Genomic DNA, 2,341 nt, shown 5'->3' on the forward strand with positions numbered 1-2,341 from the left:
CCCTGCCGTTCGAGAACCTCACCGTCACCGCGGCAACAGATCAGGTTCTGACCGTGTTCACTCCGCAGCCGGGCTCACCGGAGCATGATGCGATCCGACTGCTCGCCAGCTGGAACGCCCAGACCCCGACTCCCGAAACCAGCGAGCGGTTACCCGAGGGCTGAGCTGCACCACAAGATGTCGTGTGGTTGTGCGGGTGAATTCTGACGCCGTTCATCGGTGAATCCGGTCGTCGCTGAAGCGGGAACCTGACCGCTCCCACCGGCGAATTCTAGGCTTTGCTCGACTTCAGTCGCGCACGCCCGTGGCGCGCTTGATCAGGGCGTCGAACGCCCGGTCGGGCAGCAGCCACTTCAGGAAGATCAGCGGGCGGGCACCGAAGCCGACGGTGTAGCGGGTCTTGGGTCGGCGGGCGGTGACGGCCTTTCCGATCGCGTCGGCGATCACCTCGGGCGGGGAATTGCGTCGAGCGTTGGCCTCCGAGCTCAGCGAGGCGGCCACCGCGTCGGCCTGGGTCGAGTAGGCGCCGTCGCCGGAGACCTTGCGCAGGTGGTCGGCGGCGATTCCGCCCCACTCGGTGCGGATGCCGCCGGGCTCGATGACGACCACGTCGACGCCGAAGGGTTCGGCCTCGAGCCGCAGGCAGTCGCTGAGGCCTTCGAGGGCGAATTTGGTGCCGTGGTACCAGCCACCGAGCGGGGTGTAGATCTTGCCGCCCATGGAGGTGATGTTGACGATCGTGCCGCTGCGCTGGTCACGCATGTGCGGCAGCGCGAGTTGGGCCAGGCGCGCGGCTCCGAAGACGTTGACCTCGAACTGGTAGCGGGCTTCGTCGAGTGGCACGTCCTCGACCGCGCCGTAGGAACCGTATCCGGCGTTGTTGACCAGCACGTCGATGCGTCCGGACTCGGCCACGATGAGTTCGATACCGGCACGCACGGACGCGTCGTCGGTGACGTCCATGGCCAGCGGTCGGATGCCGTCGGCGGCGAGCTTCTGCAGCCGGTCGGTGCGGCGCGCGGCGCCGTAGACGGTGAAGCCGAGGGTAGCGAGTTTGCGGGCGGTGGCTTCGCCGATACCGGAGGAGGCTCCGGTGACGAGTGCGGTCTTGGCGGTCATGTCGTCTCCTGACAGTAAGATGAATGACAATTCATGTTCTATCATGAACGAGTATTCATCTTCATGCAAGGACCCGTGGGAGAAGTTCATGACCGAGGCCAGACCGCAGCGCGCCGACGCGATCCGCAACCGCAGCAAGATCCTGTCCGCCGCACGTGAGCAGATCACCACGCACGGACCCGACGTGGGCATGAACGAGATCGCCACCGCGGCCGGGGTCGCCGTGGGCACCCTGTATCGCCATTTCCCGACCAAAGCCGACCTGGTCACCGCCATCGTCGCCGAGTACGTAGCCCAGGTCGCCGACGACGCCGAAGCGGCGTGCGATCGCGTCGCGGACGGCGCTGATGCCTCACAGGAGATCACGGCGTTTCTGCGGCGGGTCGTGGAGGTCTCAGCGACCAACCGTGCCGCCAAAGCTGCCGCGCAGACCCTCGGCGCCGATCCCCGGGTACTGGCCGACGAACAGCGCGCTGCCACTGCGTTGGCCACGCTTATCCGCGCCGGACAAGCGGACGGCGACGTCCACCCGGATGTCACCGTCGGTGACATCTACCTGTTGTTCTCCACCGCTCCGATCGATCAGCCCTCCGCCGCGCGCGAACGCTGGCTCACGTTGATCCTGCCCGGCCTGACAGCCCGCGCCCGAACAGCGGGTTGATCAGCACGAGGGCATCACGGCCCCGCTCGTGCGTCACGCCGAATCGCGGCCTAGAGCTTGACCTTTGTCCGACGAGGCACGGCGACTCCTCCAACGCCTTGCATGGGGCGAAGCACACACGTCCTTGCACCGAGCTCGCGTTGTCGAGATTCGCCGATGCGAACATCTTCAGATCTGGGGTGATATCAGGATCCACCGATCGGTGACTTCACAGATCACCGATAGAACCACCACAAGATGTCGTGACCCGAACGCGGCCCGTTTACATCGCTCGGACGGCGGGCCTGGCAGGCGACCAGGACAGAACACCCGCCACAGATACGATCCGGCGCCAACCGCCCATCGGCAGATGCGGACGTTCGCGACCGCGCGCCCAGCGGCAGAAGAGCGCGTTTGAACTCACGGGCCAGGTCAGTGCTCGGTCCTGGCGATTGCCAATAGGTGTGCGCTTGCGTTGATCAGCAGTGGGTCCTGTTCCAGTAGCCGTGCACAGTGCAGTGCTGCTGTCACGAGGGATCGAAAGCTGTGTTGTCCGGCGTGATCGAGTGTGGGCCAGGCCGG

At 65.9% G+C, this 2,341-nt stretch carries 2 protein-coding genes; one reads left to right on the forward strand and one right to left on the reverse strand.

What is annotated here, in order from left to right:
* Positions 1-288: 288 nt before the first annotated feature.
* Positions 289-1,119, reverse strand: a complete 831-nt coding sequence (locus tag ACFWF3_RS32635; protein ID WP_379317711.1) for an oxidoreductase — start codon at positions 1,117-1,119, stop codon at positions 289-291.
* A gap of 88 nt (positions 1,120-1,207) precedes the next feature.
* Between ACFWF3_RS32635 and ACFWF3_RS32640 the strand changes: the two genes are divergently transcribed.
* Entirely contained in the window at positions 1,208-1,780 is a 573-nt protein-coding gene (locus tag ACFWF3_RS32640) for a TetR/AcrR family transcriptional regulator (RefSeq protein ID WP_379317713.1), read from the forward strand.
* Positions 1,781-2,341: the final 561 nt, after the last annotated feature.

Source organism: Nocardia sp. NPDC060220, assembly GCF_042727815.1.
Taxonomy (GTDB): Bacteria; Actinomycetota; Actinomycetes; order Mycobacteriales; family Mycobacteriaceae; genus Nocardia.

What these genes read in the sequence shown, in the direction of transcription:
- ACFWF3_RS32635 (WP_379317711.1), bottom strand. Translation starts at nt 1,119, where the DNA reads ATGACCGCCAAGACCGCACTCGTCACCGGAGCCTCCTCCGGTATCGGC.
- ACFWF3_RS32640 (WP_379317713.1), top strand. Translation starts at nt 1,208, where the DNA reads ATGACCGAGGCCAGACCGCAGCGCGCCGACGCGATCCGCAACCGCAGC.